This is a genomic window from Mycobacterium sp. DBP42, from assembly GCF_005924235.1.
Classification (GTDB): domain Bacteria; phylum Actinomycetota; class Actinomycetes; order Mycobacteriales; family Mycobacteriaceae; genus Mycobacterium; species Mycobacterium syngnathidarum.
On record NZ_VCMY01000015.1, the window covers coordinates 25172 to 43969 of the forward strand.

21 protein-coding genes and 1 pseudogene are annotated in these 18798 nt (G+C 65.9%); 11 read left to right on the forward strand and 11 right to left on the reverse strand.

What is annotated here, in order from left to right; all coding sequences use genetic code 11:
- The first annotated feature begins 167 nt into the window (after window positions 1-167).
- Window positions 168-965, forward strand: coding sequence for a bifunctional hydroxymethylpyrimidine kinase/phosphomethylpyrimidine kinase (gene thiD, locus E0T84_RS15775; protein WP_070944986.1), 798 nt, complete (start codon window positions 168-170; stop codon window positions 963-965).
- A gap of 12 nt (window positions 966-977) precedes the next feature.
- Here thiD and E0T84_RS15780 read toward each other — a convergent pair whose 3' ends face one another.
- Entirely contained in the window at window positions 978-2891 is a 1914-nt protein-coding gene (locus E0T84_RS15780; protein ID WP_138744866.1) for a DNA/RNA non-specific endonuclease, read from the reverse strand.
- A gap of 87 nt (window positions 2892-2978) precedes the next feature.
- Window positions 2979-3593, reverse strand: a complete 615-nt coding sequence (locus E0T84_RS15785; protein ID WP_249383648.1) for a TetR/AcrR family transcriptional regulator — start codon at window positions 3591-3593, stop codon at window positions 2979-2981.
- 73 nt (window positions 3594-3666) lie between these two features.
- Between E0T84_RS15785 and E0T84_RS15790 the strand changes: the two genes are divergently transcribed.
- From E0T84_RS15790 to E0T84_RS15800, 3 genes are all read left to right on the forward strand, one after another.
- Window positions 3667-4605, forward strand: a complete 939-nt coding sequence (locus E0T84_RS15790) for an SMP-30/gluconolactonase/LRE family protein (RefSeq protein WP_138744867.1) — start codon at window positions 3667-3669, stop codon at window positions 4603-4605.
- A gap of 59 nt (window positions 4606-4664) precedes the next feature.
- The gene (locus E0T84_RS15795; RefSeq protein WP_070944988.1) at window positions 4665-5444 is read left to right on the forward strand and encodes an SDR family NAD(P)-dependent oxidoreductase; all 780 of its coding nucleotides are present in this window, start codon (window positions 4665-4667) and stop codon (window positions 5442-5444) included.
- Window positions 5445-5528: 84 nt separating this feature from the next.
- A complete protein-coding gene (locus tag E0T84_RS15800; protein ID WP_138744868.1) occupies window positions 5529-6155 on the forward strand; it encodes a hypothetical protein in 627 nt (208 codons plus the stop codon).
- 10 nt (window positions 6156-6165) lie between these two features.
- On the opposite strand, the gene E0T84_RS15805 is transcribed toward E0T84_RS15800, so the two are convergent.
- The 3 genes from E0T84_RS15805 to E0T84_RS15815 are packed head-to-tail and all read right to left on the reverse strand — an operon-like array spanning window position 6166 to window position 9519.
- Window positions 6166-7143 (reverse strand): glycoside hydrolase family 6 protein, encoded by a 978-nt coding sequence (locus tag E0T84_RS15805; RefSeq protein ID WP_070188585.1) that lies wholly within the window; start codon window positions 7141-7143, stop codon window positions 6166-6168.
- Between the two features lie 40 nt (window positions 7144-7183).
- A complete protein-coding gene (locus E0T84_RS15810; protein WP_138744869.1) occupies window positions 7184-8425 on the reverse strand; it encodes a sulfotransferase in 1242 nt (413 codons plus the stop codon).
- Window positions 8425-9519: a DUF1214 domain-containing protein gene (locus E0T84_RS15815; RefSeq protein ID WP_249383649.1), complete on the reverse strand. Its 1095-nt coding sequence runs from the start codon at window positions 9517-9519 to the stop codon at window positions 8425-8427. Before E0T84_RS15815 ends, E0T84_RS15810 begins: the two co-directional genes overlap by 1 nt.
- Before the next feature lie 66 nt (window positions 9520-9585).
- On the opposite strand from E0T84_RS15815, the gene E0T84_RS15820 reads away from it, so the two are divergent.
- The gene (locus E0T84_RS15820) at window positions 9586-10218 is read left to right on the forward strand and encodes a TetR/AcrR family transcriptional regulator (RefSeq protein ID WP_138744871.1); all 633 of its coding nucleotides are present in this window, start codon (window positions 9586-9588) and stop codon (window positions 10216-10218) included.
- 12 nt (window positions 10219-10230) lie between these two features.
- Here E0T84_RS15820 and E0T84_RS15825 read toward each other — a convergent pair whose 3' ends face one another.
- Window positions 10231-11835: an FAD-binding protein gene (locus tag E0T84_RS15825; protein ID WP_138744872.1), complete on the reverse strand. Its 1605-nt coding sequence runs from the start codon at window positions 11833-11835 to the stop codon at window positions 10231-10233.
- A 91-nt stretch (window positions 11836-11926) separates the two neighbouring features.
- Between E0T84_RS15825 and E0T84_RS15830 the strand changes: the two genes are divergently transcribed.
- Genes E0T84_RS15830 through E0T84_RS15845 form a run of 4 tightly spaced genes read left to right on the forward strand, consistent with a single transcriptional unit; the run spans window position 11927 to window position 13887 of the window.
- A complete protein-coding gene (locus E0T84_RS15830) occupies window positions 11927-12526 on the forward strand; it encodes a TetR/AcrR family transcriptional regulator (RefSeq protein ID WP_075909410.1) in 600 nt (199 codons plus the stop codon).
- Window positions 12527-12548: 22 nt separating this feature from the next.
- Entirely contained in the window at window positions 12549-13229 is a 681-nt protein-coding gene (locus E0T84_RS15835; protein WP_070945059.1) for a thioredoxin domain-containing protein, read from the forward strand.
- Between the two features lie 47 nt (window positions 13230-13276).
- A complete protein-coding gene (locus tag E0T84_RS15840; protein WP_138744873.1) occupies window positions 13277-13507 on the forward strand; it encodes a type II toxin-antitoxin system Phd/YefM family antitoxin in 231 nt (76 codons plus the stop codon).
- Complete coding sequence (locus E0T84_RS15845; RefSeq protein WP_075909408.1) at window positions 13504-13887, forward strand: type II toxin-antitoxin system VapC family toxin; 384 nt, start codon at window positions 13504-13506, stop codon at window positions 13885-13887. Before E0T84_RS15840 ends, E0T84_RS15845 begins: the two co-directional genes overlap by 4 nt.
- A 24-nt stretch (window positions 13888-13911) precedes the next feature.
- Here the strand turns inward: E0T84_RS15845 and E0T84_RS15850 are convergent, their stop codons facing one another.
- On the reverse strand, window positions 13912-14289 hold the full coding sequence (locus tag E0T84_RS15850) for a helix-turn-helix transcriptional regulator (RefSeq protein WP_070944994.1): 378 nt from the start codon (window positions 14287-14289) through the stop codon (window positions 13912-13914).
- Window positions 14290-14356: 67 nt separating this feature from the next.
- Here E0T84_RS15850 and E0T84_RS15855 point away from each other — a divergent pair, with 67 nt between their 5' ends.
- Entirely contained in the window at window positions 14357-14776 is a 420-nt protein-coding gene (locus E0T84_RS15855) for a DUF5313 domain-containing protein (RefSeq protein WP_070188635.1), read from the forward strand.
- Between the two features lie 5 nt (window positions 14777-14781).
- Here the strand turns inward: E0T84_RS15855 and E0T84_RS15860 are convergent, their stop codons facing one another.
- From E0T84_RS15860 to E0T84_RS15875, 4 genes are read right to left on the reverse strand one after another with little or no spacing between them, the layout of a single operon-like run.
- Entirely contained in the window at window positions 14782-15720 is a 939-nt protein-coding gene (locus E0T84_RS15860) for a M56 family metallopeptidase (RefSeq protein ID WP_138744874.1), read from the reverse strand.
- Complete coding sequence (locus E0T84_RS15865) at window positions 15717-16091, reverse strand: BlaI/MecI/CopY family transcriptional regulator (RefSeq protein ID WP_070188575.1); 375 nt, start codon at window positions 16089-16091, stop codon at window positions 15717-15719. The genes E0T84_RS15860 and E0T84_RS15865 overlap by 4 nt, the downstream gene beginning before the upstream one ends.
- A gap of 57 nt (window positions 16092-16148) precedes the next feature.
- Window positions 16149-17024 (reverse strand): cytochrome c biogenesis CcdA family protein, encoded by an 876-nt coding sequence (locus tag E0T84_RS15870; protein ID WP_138744875.1) that lies wholly within the window; start codon window positions 17022-17024, stop codon window positions 16149-16151.
- Window positions 17021-17758: a thioredoxin domain-containing protein gene (locus E0T84_RS15875; protein WP_138744876.1), complete on the reverse strand. Its 738-nt coding sequence runs from the start codon at window positions 17756-17758 to the stop codon at window positions 17021-17023. The genes E0T84_RS15870 and E0T84_RS15875 overlap by 4 nt, the downstream gene beginning before the upstream one ends.
- 201 nt (window positions 17759-17959) lie before the next feature.
- Here E0T84_RS15875 and E0T84_RS15880 point away from each other — a divergent pair.
- Window positions 17960-18766 (forward strand): annotated as a pseudogene (locus E0T84_RS15880) (L,D-transpeptidase); the annotation flags it as partial.
- Window positions 18767-18798: the final 32 nt, after the last annotated feature.

The window sequence follows — 18798 nt, forward strand, 5'->3', positions numbered from 1 at the left end:
CGAAGGCTTCGCCGTCGAGCACGACCGACGGGGTTGCCGCGGTGCGGGGTTCGCGAGAGCACGTTGACCCGGGCGAATGCACGACGCCGGGGGCATGGTCGTCTCACCTCTGAACGAGCGCGGCAACGTATGCCAGTATCCGCCGGCGCAGGCGTACGCTCACCCACGTGGTCGATCTCTCGTATGTCATCGCCGGATCCGAAGCCACCGGCGGCGCCGGTTTGCAAGCTGACCTGCGCACTTTCCAGGAGCTCGGCACCTACGGCATGGGCACGGTGACGTGCATCGTTTCGTTCGACCCCAACGCGAACTGGGGCCACCGGTTCGTACCCGTCGATCCCCGGGTGATCGCCGATCAGATCGAAGCGGCGACGTCGGCCTATGACCTCGACGTCGTCAAAATCGGCATGCTCGGCACCCCGGCGACCATCGACGTCGTCGCAGAGGCCCTCGCCGGCCAGCCCTGGCGGCACATCGTCGTCGACCCTGTTCTCATCTGCAAAGGGCAGGAACCGGGCGCCGCGCTCGACACCGACACCGCACTGCGCCGTCAGATCCTGCCACTGGCCACCGTCGTCACCCCGAACCTGTTCGAGGCCCGCACCCTCGCCGGGATGGATTCCATCAACTCGATCGATGACCTGATCGAGGCCGCCCGACGCATTGCCGATCTGGGACCCGCGCACGTCCTTGTGAAGGGCGGGGTCGAGTTTCCCGGCGACGACGCTGTCGACGTGCTCTTCGACGGCAGCGACGCCGAAATCCTGCGCGCACCGAAGGTCGGACACGCTCGCGTCGCCGGAGCCGGATGCACTCTGGCAGCAGCGATCACGGCCGCGCTGGCCAAGGGCGCCGGCGTCTCCGAGGCAGTGCGCCTGGCCAAGGACTTCACCACCGCCGGCATCGTCCAGCGGATCAGCGGCAACGCGCCGTTCGACACCGTGTGGCAGGGTGCGACTCGCTGAGGTCAGGTCGCCTCACCAGGCCGCCTCGTCCAGGGAGTCCAGCTGCGGCGAAACCGCCTCCAGCCCCACTGTCATCGTGTCGTGGTCACGCAACCCACCGAACGACAGCCCGGTGAGCCGTTCGATGTCGGCAACGGATTTCTGGAACATCACCACTTTGTCTATGTCGGTGAAGGATTCGGTGTCGGCTCCGAAGGCCGCATCGAGCGCCGCGTTCTGATCGGCCAGGAATGCCGTGGCGCGCAGATCGCCGTCTTGGGCACTGACCCGGACCACGATCTTCCAGAACTGCCGTGGCACAAGGACTCCCCGGTACAGCGGGTCACGGTCACCGAATACCGGCCCGGTGACGACGGTGATCTGGCGCTTCTCGGCGTCGGCGTTGTCGAGGGCGTAGTTTTCGATCTTGGCCCAGAGGTGTTGATTGAAGGCCGAGATCTGCGGGCAGCAGTTGGCGAAGTGGAACGTGTCGTCGGCAGCCCGTTTGGCGGCGACGGGACTGCCCCACGCCGGATCGAGGCGGCGCACCATATGTCCGCGATCGAACAAGCGTGGCTTCTGCCGTTCGAATACGTCCTGGTCGAGCTGCTGTTCGGACCGCAGGCGCGAGTCGGCGTACCAGGTTTCGGCGGCCTCGACCTCTCCCGTCGTTCGGTTGATTTTCCGCAATCGGCGGCCATCGATGTTGACGATGGTGAACAGCGGCATTCGCCGATCCGCCCGGATGACGAGGCTGAAGTGGTGGTAGCGCAGCACCACGTTGGCCGACGACCGTTTGAGCCCCTTCGGGAGCGCACACACCGCCAGCAAGTTCGTCGGGATAGACGGAATTGCAACGGCTTTGGACATAAAGTCCGGGTGGTAGCCGGAGCGGTTGCCGTAGTCAGGGTTGGGCGCATCATTCCGTTCGAGGACACCAAGCTGGCCGGTGCCCGCAGCACCACCACTGATCGCGCCCGTTCCTGCCGGCGGGGTGGCGGTAGCCGGCGGATTGAGCGCTTCGGCCAGCAGATCCCTCAACCTGGAGGGTAATTGGTCGTGGCGGGCGCGGAGCGCGTCGACGATGGCGCTGATCCTGATGCCCTCATTGCAGTCCTCCGGCACGGGCTTACCGTCTTCGAGCTCGGTGTCGTTATGGCCGCCACCGGCGTGATGCAGCGCGACCAGATTGAATTGGTCGTTGAACACCGGGCTGCCGCTGGAGCCATGCAGGGTGTCTGCGGCGTAGTAGAGGGTGATGCCCTTCTTACCGCGGCCGATGACCCTGTTCTCACGCAATGCGATCTGCTTGTAGTCGGCGTCGGGGTGTTCGATGATCGTGACGTGGTCACCTTCGGCGTGCTTGTCCTTCGCCGATGACAGTGCGGTCCAACCGAACTCGGCCAGCTTGCCCGCGCCCGCAGTGCGGGATCCGACGGCGATCAGCGATACGTCGAGTTCGGTTTCGTCACTGGTCCAAAAGAAGGTTGCCGGATCGAGTCGAAACTCCGTGACGGCTGCGGGCACGTCATCGATGTCGAGTTGGTAATTGAACTGGATCGAGGTCGACGCGGCGTTCTGCGCATCCGCGATGACGTGATTGTTGGTCATGAACAGCCGCGGCGACACCATGACCCCGGTACCGAGTGGCCGACGCTTGCCATCGATGACCCGTGCCACCGCCTGAGCCGATACCCTGGCCATCTCGACGTAGTAGATGGGCACGAAATCGGTCGTCGGGCCGATGATCTTTCTCAACTCACCGTGCACCTGCGGTTTGACCAGGGCGGCGACCTTGTCCTTGCCGGACTGTGGAAGGTTCTTGAGCAGATCGAGGTCACCGTCGACGACCTTGCTGATCTGAGTCGACGTCAGGTCGCCTGCGGTGATCGCGGTGATGCGGCGAACCAACCGGCCGTGGTCAGGTTCCAAGAACACGTTGGACATGCGGTCACCTCGGGTGAGTCGGGATAGCGCTGTATCCAGTCTTTGCCTGAAAATGTTCGGGCACACGCGTAGGCGACTACTCGCTTTCTACCGGAACAGCGCACTGGCGATGTCTGCGAAGTGCTTTCGCACCGCCTGCTCGTCCATGTCGAGGATGAGCTGCGAGATGGCTCCGTCGTAGACGGTGACCAACGCCCGGGCCAAGTCGGCCGGGGTCGGCAACGACGCAGGCAGCTTGGACACCCGATCACCGATATGGCCGGCGAGCATGCGAGCGAAGTCCTCACGCATCTGCGAACGTTCTGCGGCAAGTTCGAGCTGCACGTCGGGCCGGCGAGCCGCATACAGGACAAAGTCGGTGTTGATCAGCAGCCAGTCGCGATCGATGGGTAGAGCCTGCGCCCAGGCCTCGATCGTCGCCTCGACGCTGCCGAAAGGCTCGGAGGCAAGGAATCCCGCGGTGTGCTCGGCGAACTGGCGGGACTGCTCACGGTACAGCGCCAAGAACAGCGCGTCCAACGTTCCGAAATTCGAATAGAACGCGCCCTTGGTGTACCCCGACGCCTGGCAGATGTCATCAATCCTGGTGCGCCCGAATCCTTTTGCGGCAAACACCGAGAAGGCCGCGTCGAGCAGGCGCCGACGGGTCTCGACGCGGCGCCGCGTCATCGGCCTCGCCGGCTGCCCCACTTCCCTGGTCACGGAGTCATGATACCTTTTGGCATCCGATACTAAAAAGTACCAACCTGGTCCGGGCGATCTGAGGGGTGAGTTGATGCTGCAGAAATCAATCGGCGCCGTGGCATGCGCCATCGCGACTCTGTCCATCGCGGCGACACCGACCGCGCACGCAACTCCTGACGCCATTGGCCGGTCGGGCGTATGCCAGGCATGGCAGACAACCACGGTGGCCAGCGGACTCGGCGCGTTGGAGAACCTCGAGCCCGACGGCCGAGGAGGCTTCTACCTGAGCGCGATCAACGACGGACGGCTCCTGCACGTCGACGAGCACGGATCCAGCTCCACCGTGCTGTCAGGCCTCGACCACCCTGCAGGCTTGAGACTTTCGGGAAACACCCTGTACTTCCTGACCGGAAACAACCCGGGCAGCTCGCGTGGCACACTGCAGCGCCTGGACCTGTCCACCGGTCGAGCGACGACATTGCTCACCGGATTGCCCTCACCCAATGGGCTGCTCGTCCTGCCGGATGGGGACTTGATCTTCTCGCAACTGACCATCCCGCCACGAGGCATCGGTCGCTACAACCCGACCACTGGCCGGCACACGAAATCCTGGTCCACCACACCGCTGCCCAACGGTCTCGCGCTGACCCCCGATCGCACCGGGCTTTTTACCGAGAACTCAGCCCTGTCAACGGTTTTGCGGCTTCCCCTTGACCAGCCGAACGCCACCTCGACCGTGGCTCGATTGCCGGGCCTGATCGCCGGCTCCGACGATATGCAAGCCACCCGCGACGGGACGCTCTACGTCGCCGGGGATACCTCCGGCGAGGTCTACGCCGTGAACACCCACACCGGCCGGGTTTGCGCGATCGCCAGAGGGCTCAGTCGGCTTGCCCTGCCGCCCAACGGACCGACCTCGGTGCGGGTGGGCCCCGGGCCCAACGGCAATGCTCTGTATGTCACGGCCATTGACGGCAAGCTACGGCGGCTCCAGCCCCCGGCCGGGGTCGACCTCGAGCCGGTCACCTGACAGCGCTCGCTCGCATGAGCTAGCGTGCCAACTCTGGTCGACTCCGGAAAGGCAATGCCATGTCCGCTTACAGCCATCCGCACTCGTTGGACGGCCACGCCGTGATCGTCACCGGCGCGGCCCGTGGTGTCGGCAAAGGCATCGCCACCGCTCTGCTCTCCCGCGGTGCCCGCGTACTGGTGACCGACATCCTCGATGATGTGTTGGCAAACACCACAGCGGAATTCGCCGAGGCCGGGTTCGATGTCGCGTCTGTGGTGGCAGACCTACGTGAAGCTGACAGCGCCCAGCGCATCGTCGGCGCCGCACTCGAGGCATTCGGCACGGTGAACGGACTGGTCAACAACGCCGTGGCCAGCGCCGGACCGATCCCGTTCGCCGACATCCCGGCCGAGGAGTACGAGCAGGTCCACGACACGGGCCCGCGGGCGACGTTCCGGCTGATGCAGGCAATTCACCCGGTCATGGTGAAAGGCGGCGGCGGATCGATCGTCAACCTCGGTTCGGCCGCGGGCACGGTTGGTACGCACTCTTTCGGGGCGTATGCCGGCGCCAAGGAAGCCATTCGCGGCATGTCCAAGGTGGCCGCACTGGAATGGGGCGTCGACCGGATCCGCGTCAACGTGGTCTGCCCGCTCGCCGAAACCGACGGCCTGAAAGTGTTGCGCGACATGGCACCCAAACAGTACGACGCGGTGGTCCGAAGCACCTCACTCAAGCGAATCGGGGATCCCACCACCGACATCGGTGCTGTTGTCGCGTTCCTGATCGGCGACGACTCCACCTACCTCACCGGGCAGACGCTGCTCGTGGACGGCGGGGCCGGCTCCTTCCGGTAATTGCCAATCCCCGCCTAACCGCAGGTCACCCTTGTAGGTTCGAGTTTGCCGATCAAAAGCACGAGCCAATAAGGAGGAATACCAATGACGAAACATTTCGGGAGCTCGTTCTCCCGCCGCACGTTCATCCGCGGTGCCGCCTTGACGGTTCCCGTCGTCGGCGCGGCCGTAGTGGCACCGGTTGCCTTGGCAGCACCGCAGGAATGCGGTTATCCGGCAGGCAAGCTCGGCAATTGCGCGGCCCAACTGCCGCAGGAATTCACCTCGACGAGTTTCAGCACGACCGCGATCGTCGGCGGCACGAACTACTCAATCCTGTTCAGCACCAACATCAGACGCGGGCCCCTCATCCCCGGCGGTACCACCGGCTACCGGATCAGAAGCGTCAGCGTCTCCGGCAACAAGCTCGACGGCACGCCGTTCTACCTCACACCGGGCATCGGTGAAGCCGGCCCACGGTTGCTCAATGCCCTGTCCGCGTCGTCGTTGGGGTTCGCCCTCGATGTGCCTTGGAATCCGAGTCAGCTCGTGCGGTCGTTTCTGTACACCTATGACGTCGAGTTCCTCACGGGCCTGACGGTGAATCAGACCTGCCGCTACACGACCACGATGACGCTCGCCGACAACGGGATGACGCTCGGCGGTGTCGGGTCGGTCAAGTTCTCCACACCGATGCTCGCCGAGTGCCAGGCGGCGCCACCGCCCCAGTAGGCCTCGGCAACTAGCCGTGTGCCTTGCGGACCAGGTCGATGGCGTACTGGTTGACGAAGGTTCCCGCCGACGCTTCGCCCGTGCCACAGGCGCCGTCCGACTCGCCCGGCCGCTTGACCCAGAGGAAGGCGTCGACGTTGCCGTTCCCGGTCGCCGTGGTCGGCGCCGCGCCGAGGGCCCGACCGCTCGGGTTGCACCAGTACATCTCGCCCTCAGCCGGCCCGGCGCCGTTACGCGATGTGTCGATGACGTAGGGCTTGCCACCCGTCTGTCCGGAAATCGCGTCGCCGTATCCGATTTCCTCTTCGGTGGTGAAGAAGTTGGCGGTGTTGAGGCTGAAACCGCGCGCCTTGGCCACCCCGACCCGGTTCAGCCGGTTGGCCATTTCGTCGGCGGCCACCCACCGGGAGTGACCCGCGTCGACGTACACCGCGGTTCCGGGATTGCGGGTCAGCGTGTCCACCGCGTAGCTCATCAGGTTGTAGCGTTCCTCGCGCTGATCACCCGACAGGCAGTCGGCCATGGCGAGCGCATCGGGTTCGAGGATGACCGCTGCCGGACCACCGCCGATGGCCGCCGCCACACCGTCGATCCAACCTTTGTAGGCCGCGGCCGACCCGAATCCACCCGCGGCGTAGCTTCCGCAGTCACGGTGCGGGATGCCGTACAGCGCCAGGATCGGCATGGTGCCGGCGGCCTGCGCCGCGGCGATGTACTTCGCATCGACGGCCGGGCTGGAGACGTTGTCCATCCAGTAGGCCGTCGGAGTGTTGGCGATCGCCTGCAGCTCGGGGCTTGGGTCGGCTTGCGCGGCACGCATGGCCTTCGAGGAGGGGTTGACGTAGAACGAGTGCCCCTCGAGCGGGTTGCCGTCGCTGGCCAGGCGCACCATGGGCGCCGACTCGGCAGCCAGACCCGCGCCGACCACGGAGGCAACTGTCAGAAAGGGGACGATCAACCGCGCGACTGCGCCAGCAGCTGAGGACATCACCTCAGGGAAAGTAATGGGACGACGCGAAATGCGCCAGTCACTCCCCCACGAGCGTCTGGGTGTAGAAGCGCATCCGCTCGCGCAACTCATTCGGGGTGATGCCGAATTCCTCGGGCCGGTACCGGTGCTTACCTTTCCCGTCGCGGGGCTGGGTGCGATGGTGCTCGGTGAGCATCCCCGCGACGTCCGGCGGCTCCATCTGGGCCGCGGCGTAGATGCGACGTACCGTCGTCTCGGGGTCGGCAACCAGGTCGGTGTACTGAATGTCGAGCCAGGTGACGGCGGATTCCGAGGCACGGGCGGCGACGGCGCGGCGCAGCCACAGTTCGGTCTGCTCGGTTTGGAACCGGCCCACGTCCGCGCCGTCCACGTGGTCGCTGTAGGTGGATCGGTACGTGGCGAACAGGCTCGCCCCCGAGGTGATCGTCTCGACGATGTCGCGGTGCAACTGCACGACGCAGGCGCCCGGATACGTCGCGGCCACGTGGCGGAGTTCGGCGGTGTGCGCCGGGGCCTTGAGGACCCAGCGACGGCCGTCGCCGGCGTCGAGGATCTGCAACATCCGCCGGTGCCGGGCGTACTCGTCGGCGAAGTCCTGGCCGGCCAGCCAGTTCGCGTAGCTGTCCAGGCGCGTGGTGGCGGCGAAACCCCAGTTGCGCAGGGTGGTGCCCATGCCGAGCACGCATTCCTCGGGCAGGTCTGGCCCGGAGTCGTGCACGATCGCCATCGCCGGGTTGAGCACATGCAGCAGGTATGGGCCGGCGGCGGCCTCCGCGAGGCGCCGCGAGCGCTCGTCAGCGTCGAGATCGCCGGACAGCCGCCAGGGCGCACCCAACTCGGCGGGCAGCGGTGCCCGCAGCCGGGGATCACGGTCGAGCAACCGGAACAAGAAGGTGGTACCCGTGCGCCAGCCCCCGGTGATGATGATCGGAGGTCGCAGCGGCCGGTGCTCGGCCGCGGGGTGCTCGTGGAGATATCGCGCGATCGACACCCGGGCGGCCAGCCGGCTGGCCGCTGTCCGCTGGGCGGTGAACGCGCCGAGTGCGTTGAGGCGGCCGTCCTCCTCGGCCGATGCGAGGTACTGCTGCAGACCGGGACGCCATTGGTCGGGGTCACCGAGCACACCGGCACCCGTACGGCGAGTCCCGCGATCGATGACGATGTCCACCGCGTCCGTCCCGAGCCGGTAGCGGTCAGGACGTGCGGCCCGGTCCTTCTCGGCCGCCGCATACGCCGCGAGTGCCTCGGGTGTACGGGCCGGCGCGGACCAACCGGTCATCAGCGCTCCGCCAGGTCGGCGATGCGGACGACGCGCGTGGACGGCAGCGCCGGTTGCTGCTCGGGTTGCAAGAACCGCATGACGACGATGCCGAATGCGCGTCCCTCACTGTCGATCCAATCGCCGGCGGCCGGGCCGGGGTCGGTGGCCGAGACCACGAACCGGTAGCGCCCGCCGTCGAGGTGGGCGGTGGCACCGGTGTAGGAGACCTGCCGATGGCGGTAGTCCAGCGAGTTGAGAAATCTGCTGTACGCCAATATGTTCCAGTACCGGCACGGCACCAGATCGCCTTCGATGAGCAGTGCTTCGTCGGGTTCCAACTGCCAGCCGCCGCGCACATATTGGATGGCCGGTTCGGTGAACACCGCTCCACCGGTCATCTCGCTCCAGTGGCGCAGCTGGTTCGGTGTCTGGTGGTCCGCGGAGGCGGCGGCATTCCAGATGCGGGGCAGGTGAGTTATCACGGCCGATGCCTTGGACAGCTGCTTGCCGAACCTCACCGACTCGATCGGTGCGGGAATCGGAGGCACCTCGACCGGTTCGATGCCACACCACCCGGGCCGCTCGGTCTGCACTCCATCGTGGAAGTGGCGCACCCAGACCACCGTGGCTCGCTCCGGCAGATCCAACCAGTCCCCGGCCGGCGGCCGATCGCCGCCGACCGTCAGCTCGTAGCCGCCATCGGCGCCGAAAGCCATGGTGTCACTATCGATCCGGGCGGTTGCCTGGGCCCCGTTCTCGCCGGTGCCGTAGACCGTGATCGACACATACGCCGCGTCGCCGCGATTACCGCGGATCCGGTAGCGACCGTCGGGGCGAATATCGGCGACCCAGTACCGGAAGTCGGGATTGTCCATCAGGAACTTCTGACGCCAGCCGTTGAATGCGACGAGTTCCGGTTTGTCGCGGTCGACTTCAAAGCGCCCCAGTTGGTTGGACAGGCCCCGCAGCAAGGCCCGGTAGCCGTCGGCGCGTTCAGACTCCGGCAGACCCGCGCTATCGGAGGCGAGTTGTTCACCGGCCGTGCGTAATCCGTCGACGAACGCGTTCCAGGCGTCGACCTCGGCGCGGGGCTCTTCTGCACTGCTCGCCACGACTTGCCTCCCCAATTCCGGAAGCATGTGCTTCCGGAATTGGATCGTGCCCGTTAAGCTCGCGGCATGTCAAGGGCGTACCGCGGCCAAGGCGCCGACGCGCGATCGGCGGAGCGCCGCGCCCGTCTGTTGCAGGCAGCCGTTGACCTGGTCGGCACTCAAGGGGTGTCCGCGATGACCATGCGCGCGGTCTGCCGGGAGGCCGAACTCAGCCAGAAGTTCTTCTACGAAAGCTTCACCGACACCGACGATCTGCTCCGCGCGGTCTACCGCAGCACCTTCGAGCACGCCCGCGACGTCCTCGGTGCCGCAAGTGACCCGGCGTCCGACCCGCCCGCACGAACACGTGCCGGCGTGCGAGCCGCGGCACAACTCGTCACCGACGATCCCCGCATCTGCCGAATCTTGTTGGTAGAACCCATAGCCGACCTCGGGCTGCGGCAGTTTGTGCGCGACACCATCGGCGCACTGACGGGTGGTGCGGCGGTTGCGGCCGGCCGGGCCGACGCGGCGTCGGCACCGGTGAAGATGCAATACGCCACAGTCTTCGGCGCAATCATCTCGCTGTTCATCGAGTGGACCGAGGGCAACCTCGGGTCAGACCAAGAGATGTTCGTCGATCACGTGACGAACATGCTGCTGTCATCGCCCCTGTTCGGCAACGACGTTCAGGCGGTCCCGCCATCGGCGCCCCACTAGCAGGTCAGAGCCCTACGCTGACGGCACGGCTTCCTGTTCGACGGCGTGTTCTGCGGCCCGCCGGCCCGAGAACACGCAGTCCGCGATGGACAGCCCACTGACGTACGAATTGACGCACAATCCGATTGCCGTGCGCCCCGCCGCATAGAGTCCTGGGATCGACTTCCCCCCAGGCATTTTCACCGCTCCGGTGACTTCATCGACGACCAGGCCCCCGAGGGTGAACATGGGGCAAGGGTTGATCAGGCTGCGCTTGATGGATATCGCGATCAGGGAGAATGGCCCCTGTTCAACAGGTTTCACGTACTCGGCCGGCTTTCCCATCGGATCGGGCAATCCCGCCGTGGCCGCCGCGTTGTGGGCCTCGACGGTGGCGCGCAAACCGGCCGGATCGACGCCGGCTTTGGCCGCCACTTCCTCCAAGGTGTCTCCGACCACCCGGTCGGTGCGCAACATCGCTTCCATCTGCAGGCGCTGAAACCAGATGGCCTGCTCGCGAAGTTGAGCGCGCGCCTGCCTGAGCAGACCGTCGTCGGCCAGGATCCAGCCACGGCCGCCGTGGTCTTGGATCATGGCGTGTCCGACGGCCGCGCCGTAGCGGGTCTCGTCGATGAATCGTTGCCCTCGTTGATCGACCACGAGCGCACCCAGGAACGCGCTGGGCGGGGTGATGAACCGCCAGGCCGAGACGTTGTCGAGGCGGTCGACAGCCGCACCGACGTCGGCGGCCAGCGTGATCCCGCTGCCGTCGTCCCCGGTGGTGCCCAGCTGCAGTCCGTCGCGGTAGTCGGGCGCGTGCTCGGCGATCCAATCCCGATTCGCGATGTACCCACCCGCGCTGAGAATGACTGCCTTGCGCGCGTGAATGTCGACGGTGCGGGCGTAGCGCCGTTCCAGCCGGTTCAGCAGCTTTTCCATCGCGGCCCGCAATGGCGGGTAGTAGATGCCCGGTTTGATCGCGAGCTCGGCGTATGCGCGGTAGCGATGCTGGACCCACGCCGGCGCATCGGCCAGTGTGCTGGCCCGCACGCCGACCACCCGGCCCTCGGAGTTGGTCAGCAGTGCGACGGCACGGGTGTGGAACTGCGTGCGTACCCCGCGGGCAGCCGCCGACTCGGCCAGCGGTTGATAGATCTTCTTGCCCGAGGCTCCCGGCCCTTTGGCCCGGTGACCGCGCTGGGCCGGCAGCGTGATCGCGCGGAAGCGTCCGGAGTTCTCACTGCCCGAGTAGTACAGGTAGTACTTGTTGTTCGGGTAGGACGTCTTGTACGGGCACACTGACGCCTCGAACGGCACGCCGTGTTCGGTGAGCCAGTCGATCATCGCCGGGCTGGTGTCGACGAAACGGCGCAGCGTTTCCGGGCGGACGGCATCCCCGATCTCGGCCTGCAGGTAGGCGTACATCGCGTCGGCGCTGTCATCGACGCCGGCCTGGCGCTGCACCCAGGTCCCGCCGCCGGCGTAGATGATTCCGCCCGAAACCTGAGTTGCACCGCCACCATTGAATCGGTCGATGGCCAGCACATCGGCGCCTCTGGCCCGCGCTTCCAGCGCAGCGCAGACGCCCGCAGCTCCGTATCCGACGACGAGAACGTCCACTGTGCGCGCGCCTGTCATGGCTCTCCCTGAAACGATTGACCATCGAACTTAAACTCCTAGTTTGTACTCAAAGTACAAAAAGGCGCAAGGACACTCGTAGACTGCGCTCGTGGCTCAACAGACCGGGCGAAAGGTGCCCCCTGCGGTGGCCGAGAAGCTGTATTCCGCGACTGACCTGATTGCCGCTCGCGGGCTGGCCAAGACCAAGATCGAGGACATCGCTACGGCATCAGGCGTTCCGAAAGCGACGCTCTACTACTACTTCAAGGGCAAGGACGACATCCTTGCCTTCCTATTCCGGGACGCCCTCGACGCGCTGGCCAGCGACGTTGCCGCGGCCGCCGATGCCCCCGGGCCGGGCAGGCAAAGATTGGCCGCAGTAATCCAAGTGCAGGTCGCCCACACCATGAACCGCCCGGGCACCGCCCAGGCACTCGTCGGGGATCTGGGGCGTGCGATCCGACTCCCCGAGCTCGCATCGGCCGTTCAAGAGGTGTTCTACGAACCCATCGCCCGAGTGCTCCGCTCCGGAGGCGCCGACGGCTCACTGCGCAACGTCGCCGACCCGGACAGCGCCGCGATCACCATCTTCGGCGCCATCATGATGACCGCGGTGCTGCACAACGTCATCAATTCCGAGAAGACGCACGACAAAGTCGCCGACGAGGTCATGCACCTCATCGAGAACGGGCTCGCGCCGTCGAGTTGATCCGTCAGACATGATGAAGCACATGAGCCACACACGGACCAGATCCGAACACCCACGCACCTCGATTGCTCTCGCGGTGGTGCTGGCCCTGCTGGCAACGGTTCTGGCGTGGGGCCCCGGCGTCGGTCGTGCGTACGCGGCCGAAGCCACCCCGGCCGGGAATGTGCTGTCCATCGGCGATCCCGCCGCACCGGGCCAGATCGAGCTGTATCTGGATCCGCTCTGCCCGTACAGCGGAAAGATGGTCCGCGAGCAGGGCGCCGAGATCGGCCGGCGCATCGAAGACGGCAAGCTCCACATCAACCTGCGTCTCGTCAATTTCCTCGAAAAGTACTCGGCGAGTGGCACTTACGACAGCCGGGCGATCTACGCCGCGTTCATCGTCGCCGATCACTCGAAGTCGAGCGACGTCACCTGGCAGTTCATCGAGCAGATCTTTTCCGCCGAGCAGCAGCCGCAGGAAGAAGGCCCGACCGATCTGAGCAACGAGCAGCTCGCCGGCTTGGCCGATCGCGCCGGTGCGCCGCCGTCAGCGCAGGACATGATCAAGCTGGGGCTTCCCATCCCCTTCGACGGACACCTCATCGCCGCCAACAACCTGCCGCTGCTGCGGGCACTCCCCGACTCCGGGGTGCCGATGGTGGTCATCGACGGGGAATCGCTCGACGGAAACTCCGACTGGCTCGACCGACTACCGCGCTGATCATCCATTGCTAGTCCAACTAGACTAAGTCCAGTAGGCTGGGCTCCATGTCGACGGTCAATGTCCACGACGCGAAGACACACCTGTCGCAACTGCTCACCCGCGTGGAGAACGGCGAGAAGATCACGATTGCGCGGGCCGGCAAACCGGTAGCGGACCTGGTCCCGCACACCCGCGTCGACATCGCCTGCGGCGGGCTGGCCGGACAATTCGATTACGACACCGAACATTTCGATGATGCCGACACCGACCTCAACACGTTGTTCGCCCTCGAATGAGGGGGCTGTTGCTGGACACCCACGTCCTGCTGTGGCTGCTCGAAGACAGCGCAAGGTTGGGAACCGAGGCACGGGGTCTCATCGCACAAAGCCCTGCGGTGTTCGTGTCCGCGGCCAGCACCTGGGAGCTGAGCATCAAGGCGGCGATCGGCAAACTCGCCCTGCCCGACGGCCTTGACGATGCAATCGGTCGCTCCGGCTTGCAGAACCTTCCCATCACGCGACGCCACACCCTCGCTTCGGACCTCACCGCGCTACCGCACAAGGATCCTTTCGACGCGATCCTGCTCGCCCAGGCGACCGTGGAGGGGCTCGCGCTGCTCACCGCCGACGCGAAACTACTGGCGGCGGTAGCCGAAGCCGTCGACGCCAGGAAGTGAGAGGCGGATCGTCAACCGCGCTGACTATCGCGGCGTCCCAATTGGCGGCAATGAACCGACGGCCTCGAGCTGACCCTGCTGGGCGGCGAGGGTGTCGGCGAGGAACGTGCGGGCGATGCGCAACAGCTCGGCGATCTTCGGATGGGCGAGGGTGTAGTACACCGCGTTACCGACGCGGTGCCCGCTGACCACGTGATGGCGTTTGAGGACCGCGAGATGCTGAGACAGCAGGGTCGGTTCGATGTCGGTGGAAGCCAGGATCGCGCTGACCGGGGTCGGCTCCTGGCTCACCGACAATATCTCCAGCACCCGGATCCGTGCGGGGTGTGCCAACGCCTTGAACAGGTTGGCTTTGATCTCGTACAACGGCCGCTCGGGACCTCCCAGAACGCTGTCGGTCACTACTGCCCCAATGATTGACGGATTGATGAAATTCGCAATCCATCATAGCGAGCGCTACCCTTCAGCGATGCCCACCGGCCAAGCCCCACGCACCAAACCGGGCCCGCTGCAGTACATCGGGTACTGCTACGGCAAGCGGCTACCCGATTCGATGCGCGACTGGGTGGCCAAGGACCTGGCAGGCCCCGGAGCCACCATTCGGATGATGGTCCGCGTCGCGATCCCCGCGATCCTGGTTCTGGCGCCGATCTGGTTCATCCCGATGTCGCTCTATCTGCACGCCAGCATGACGGTGCCCATCTTCATCCCGTTCGTGTACTTCTCTCACGCGCTCAACAAGGTGTGGCGTCGTCACATGCTCGCCAAACACGGCCTCAACCCGGGCCTCGTCGACGAGTTGTCGCGCAAGAAGAACGCCCACATTCACCAGGCGTACGCCGAACGCTACGGGCCCCGCACCGGGCCGAGCAGCAGCCACGACGTCTGATTCGGCTACGGCTGCAGGGTGCACAAGGTGAGCGCGAAAGCCGGCACGACGGCCGTCGCGATCACGATGAGCGTCATCGCCAGGGTCGATGGGCGCCACCAGATCGCTCGCTGAGGTTGCAGGAGCCGGGTGACCCGGGCGGCCACCGCGGTACCGGCGACGGCCAGCACGCCATCAGGAACACGGCCCCGGGTGCTCAACGCGACCAGGCTGGCCAACAGCGGCTCCCGGCCATACCGGCGAGTGGCCGCGTCGTCGGCGCACATCTCCAGTAATGCCGGTACGGACTGCGCCGCCGCCCTCATCAGCGGCAGCCGCGGCAGCGCCGCAGCCAGGGTGTTGAGCAGGGCGATGACGTGATGATGGCGGCCACGCAGGTGCGCCCGCTCGTGGGCCAGTACCGCCGCGAGTGCGGGCGGCTTGAGCAATTCCAAGGCCCCGGTCGTGACGACGATCGCGCGTCGCCGGCCGCCGGACACGCAGTAGGCTGCGGGTTGGTCGGCCGTGATGGCGACGACGCCGTTGTGCTCGGTGGGCCGCCCGATGATCCGGACCGCTTCTGCGTGTGCTCGATTGGCGCGCCGCACCCCGCGCAGCGAGACCATGACGCGACGCACGGTGTGGATCGCCACCGTGCCAGTGACGGCGAGCAAGACCACCACCAGCGCCGTCGCCACGGTCGGCGGCAACGTCACCGCGCTGGCGATCCCCAGTGTCTCGACGCAGAACGTGAGCGCCGTGTGGGTGATCAGGCTGTGGGCGGCACCTGCGATCAGGATCGCCAACGCCGCCACCCACGCGAATGCCGCGGTGCCGACGGCGACCAGCCACCCCGCCACCGAAAGCCTGGGGTGGACGTTGGCCGAGAGCGGTCCGCTGAACAGAACGGGCGCCAGCCAGCTCAGCGCCACCGCATAGGCGAGCAGAAACGTGACGGCGTTCATCGTGGCTGCTCCTCGGTGAACCGCTTGAGGGCCTGTCGGAGTTTCTTCGAGTCTTCGTCGACGATCTGCTCGAGGAAGAAGTTGAGGATCAGCTCGCTGTCGCCGCCGGATTCGAACACCGTGCGCATCAGCTGCGCGGAATGCTCCTCCCGGGTCATCACCGGCCGATAGCTGTACGCCAGGCCGATCTTTTCCCGCTCCAGCCAGCCTTTCCGGAACAGGTTGTCCATGGTCGACATGACCGTGGTGTAGGCGATCTGGCGCTGGGTGACGAGCTCGTCGTGCACGCTGCGCACCGTGGAGGGCTCCGCACGTGACCAGAGCACTTCCATCACCACAGCTTCGAGATCGCCAAATCCCTTTATTCCCATACCCATTACCGCTCGTGTTGGTGCGACGTCGTCATTTCGTGGCCCAGCCCGTCAAACCTATGTAGCGCGATAGTAGCTGCTCTGCTCATCGTGAGTCCCGCTCGCGGTGCTGGACGTGGTGCGTCGCCGCCATAACCGAATGGACCGCCACACGATGAGCGCCGCCACGACGCCCAGAAGCAGCCAGGGATCGCTGACGCCGGACGACAAGCGGCCCAGCCATACCTGCAGGTCGTACTGTGCGTCGACGGAGAGCAGCCCGCCCAGACTCGCGGTGCCGTCGGTGAACAGGTAGATCCCACCGAGAACGATGAAGATCGCCCCGGTGAGCAGCGAGGTGGTGTGGGTTTCCAGCGGGCCCAGACGCACCGGCCGCCCCCGCAGCCAGGCGCGTTTCGACAGGTTGAAGCGGTCCCACAACCAGGCGAGTACGAACAACGGGGCGGCCATACCGAGGGCGTAGACCGCCATCAGAAGTGCTCCGTAAGCCGGGTCGGCGCCCATCGCGGACATGGTCAGGACGGCGCCGAGCAGCGGTCCCGCGCAGAAGCCGGCCAGACCGTACACCGCCCCCAACGCAAGCACCGAGACCGTGCCGGAGATGTTGATCCGGGCCGTCAACCGCTGCATGCCCGAGAGGCCGAAACCCTTGCCCAGCAACGTCATCAGACCGAAGCCGATCAACACCAGGCCACCGATCACGGTGACTTCGCTGCGATAGCGCGTGACCACGCCGCCCAGGGCGCCGACGCCGGCACCCAGCGGCACCAGCACGACACAGAGTCCAGCCCAGAATGCGACGGTGCGCCGGATCAGCAGGCGCGTCCGATCGAAGGCGTAAGCGAAGAACGACGGCAGCAGCAGCGCCGAACACGGGCTGAGCAGCGAGGCCAACCCGCCGAGGAAGGCACCGAGCAGACCGACGCCGCTCATCGTTTGGCCAACGCTCCGTCGATGGCGGTCACGAAGTCTTCGGTGGGCTGCGCACCGAGCATCGGCACGTCGTTGATCAGGAATGCCGGTGTGCTGGGGACGCCGATCCCCGTGCCCTGGGCCAGGTCGGCGTTGACGGCGGCGTCGTAGGTGGTTCCGCGCATCCCGGCAGTGAACTTGTCGATGTCGGGGACACCGGCTTGCCTGGCGAAACCGATCAGATCGTCATCCGTCAGGTCTGCCTTCTTCCGTTCCGGTGCGGCCGCGTAGACGGCGCGGTTGAACTCCCAGAACTTGCCCTGCTCGGCGGCAGCGCGTCCGGCACGTGCGGCCGTCATCGACTGGGGGCCGAAAATCGGGAAGTCGCGCCACTCGATGCGCAGCTGGCCCGTATCGACGTATCGCTTGACCAGTTCGGGCTCGGTGTCGCGACTGAACTTGGCGCAGAACGGGCACCGAAAGTCGGAGAAGACCACCAACGCGACGGGCGCGTCGGGTTCTCCCAGCGCCAGCGGGTCACCCGCCTGACGGCGTTCCACCGGCGGATGAGCCCGGTCCGAGCCGGCGGTCGCGCTGGTTGCTTGCGAGGTCGCCGACGACTCCGCGACGGGCGCGGCGGAAGCGGGGCCATTGACGGGGCGTATCAGCAGGTAGGCGATCAGTGCGGCGGCTATCACGACAAGTCCCCCGATGAAGATCAGGTCTTTCCTGACGCTGTCTCGCCGCCCGCTCACCGCATACCTCCGTGCTAGCCTTCCTACGTAGCTACGGCGTAGCTACGTATTCCGTTCTAGCACAGGGCGCCGCAGTGCGGCGGACAGATGGGAGGCTCCGGGATGTCGGTGGGTTCACCCGCGAAGCGACCGGTACCAGTCCTGTCGCTGCTCGTCATCGTCGCCGCCCTCCTGCTGACGCAGCCGGCGCCGATGGTCGCCACACTCACCGCCGGTGAGCAGAAGCAAGTCAGCTTCACCGCGACCTCGGGGGCGAAGTTGGCCGACGGAGGGACTTACGGCGTCGGCACGGTGATCGTGGCTAACTTCGACGAACCGGTCGCTGATCGCGCGGCCGCCGAACGCCGCCTGTCGGTGAAAACCATTCCGCCAGTTGATGGTTCCTGGTACTGGATGGATAGCCGGCACGCCCACTGGCGGCCGCAAAACTACTTCCGTCCAGGCACCGAGGTGAGCGTGGTCGCCGACGGTCAAGAGGCCGGCCGGGTGTCGTTCGTCATCGGAGAGTCGCACGTATCCATCGCCGACGACGCCACAAAGCAGATCCGTGTCTACCGCAATGACGAACTGGTCCGGACGATACCGACCTCGATGGGTATGGGCGGTTCAGAAACCGTCGCGGGAAAATCCATTTCCTTCTGGACCCAACCCGGCGTCTACACGGTGATGGACAAGGCCGACACCGTCGTCATGGACTCCTCCACCTACGGTCTGCCCGTGGATTCACGGCTGGGCTACAAGGTGACCGTCAACAATGCGGTACGGCTCACCAACAGCGGGATCTACGTCCACCAACTCGACAGCACCGTCTGGGCGCAGGGCAAGACCAACACGTCGCACGGGTGCCTGAACGTCAACGCCGACAACAGCCGGTGGTTCTACGAATTCTCCCAGCCCGGAGATGTGTTCGAGGTTCGCAATACCGGCGGTGAGCCACTGCCGGTCTGGCAGAACGGCGACTGGGGTGTGTCGTGGGACCAGTGGCTCGCGGGCAGCGCGCTACGGTGACGGCTGGGCGCCGGCTCGATGGCATGAAGCCC

What these genes read in the sequence shown, in the direction of transcription:
- E0T84_RS15780 (WP_138744866.1), bottom strand. Translation starts at nt 2,891, where the DNA reads ATGTCCAACGTGTTCTTGGAACCTGACCACGGCCGGTTGGTTCGCCGC.
- E0T84_RS15790 (WP_138744867.1), top strand. Translation starts at nt 3,667, where the DNA reads ATGCTGCAGAAATCAATCGGCGCCGTGGCATGCGCCATCGCGACTCTG.
- E0T84_RS15795 (WP_070944988.1), top strand. Translation starts at nt 4,665, where the DNA reads ATGTCCGCTTACAGCCATCCGCACTCGTTGGACGGCCACGCCGTGATC.
- E0T84_RS15800 (WP_138744868.1), top strand. Translation starts at nt 5,529, where the DNA reads ATGACGAAACATTTCGGGAGCTCGTTCTCCCGCCGCACGTTCATCCGC.
- E0T84_RS15805 (WP_070188585.1), bottom strand. Translation starts at nt 7,143, where the DNA reads ATGTCCTCAGCTGCTGGCGCAGTCGCGCGGTTGATCGTCCCCTTTCTG.
- E0T84_RS15810 (WP_138744869.1), bottom strand. Translation starts at nt 8,425, where the DNA reads ATGACCGGTTGGTCCGCGCCGGCCCGTACACCCGAGGCACTCGCGGCG.
- E0T84_RS15820 (WP_138744871.1), top strand. Translation starts at nt 9,586, where the DNA reads ATGTCAAGGGCGTACCGCGGCCAAGGCGCCGACGCGCGATCGGCGGAG.
- E0T84_RS15825 (WP_138744872.1), bottom strand. Translation starts at nt 11,835, where the DNA reads ATGACAGGCGCGCGCACAGTGGACGTTCTCGTCGTCGGATACGGAGCT.
- E0T84_RS15835 (WP_070945059.1), top strand. Translation starts at nt 12,549, where the DNA reads ATGAGCCACACACGGACCAGATCCGAACACCCACGCACCTCGATTGCT.
- E0T84_RS15840 (WP_138744873.1), top strand. Translation starts at nt 13,277, where the DNA reads ATGTCGACGGTCAATGTCCACGACGCGAAGACACACCTGTCGCAACTG.
- E0T84_RS15845 (WP_075909408.1), top strand. Translation starts at nt 13,504, where the DNA reads ATGAGGGGGCTGTTGCTGGACACCCACGTCCTGCTGTGGCTGCTCGAA.
- E0T84_RS15855 (WP_070188635.1), top strand. Translation starts at nt 14,357, where the DNA reads ATGCCCACCGGCCAAGCCCCACGCACCAAACCGGGCCCGCTGCAGTAC.
- E0T84_RS15860 (WP_138744874.1), bottom strand. Translation starts at nt 15,720, where the DNA reads ATGAACGCCGTCACGTTTCTGCTCGCCTATGCGGTGGCGCTGAGCTGG.
- E0T84_RS15865 (WP_070188575.1), bottom strand. Translation starts at nt 16,091, where the DNA reads ATGGGAATAAAGGGATTTGGCGATCTCGAAGCTGTGGTGATGGAAGTG.
- E0T84_RS15870 (WP_138744875.1), bottom strand. Translation starts at nt 17,024, where the DNA reads ATGAGCGGCGTCGGTCTGCTCGGTGCCTTCCTCGGCGGGTTGGCCTCG.